The sequence below is a fragment of the Nocardioides abyssi genome (assembly GCF_030412915.1).
Lineage (GTDB): Bacteria > Actinomycetota > Actinomycetes > Propionibacteriales > Nocardioidaceae > Nocardioides > Nocardioides abyssi.
The window spans coordinates 1-357 of sequence record NZ_JAUHJR010000060.1 but is presented as its reverse complement, the minus strand read 5'-3'; the positions used below and the strand labels follow the sequence as shown (position 1 = coordinate 357).

General features: G+C 53.2%; 1 protein-coding gene. It reads right to left on the bottom strand.

The genetic code is table 11. From position 1 onward, the window contains the following. Nucleotides 1-357, bottom strand: a 357-nt coding sequence (locus QWY29_RS19900; RefSeq protein ID WP_300962978.1) for a hypothetical protein, incomplete at both ends; no start/stop codon positions are given.

Here is a 357-nt window from a genome sequence, read left to right as displayed (position 1 = left end):
ATCGTCGGAATCATCATCGCCGGACTCATTTGAACCAGAAGCTCCTGCGCTAGCCTCGGCGGAGGCTGATGCGCTTGCGTCACTGCCGCCTTCAGCTGAAGCGGAGGCCTCGGCTGAAGCCTCCACGGATCCAGAACTACCGGAATCCCCGTCGTCATCGCAGTAGTCGCTGTAATCGGGGTGGTCATAAAACTTAGACCCGCCTACTGAAATCCTGTAATGCTTTCCGTTGCCATCATATTTCTTATAGTGGTATTCTTTCGAGCCCTTGTATCCAACATAACTTTTCCAGCCATCTTTATCGAACCCCTCGTACTGGTCGACATCGCAATTATCATCGTTCGCGGGCGGGTACCG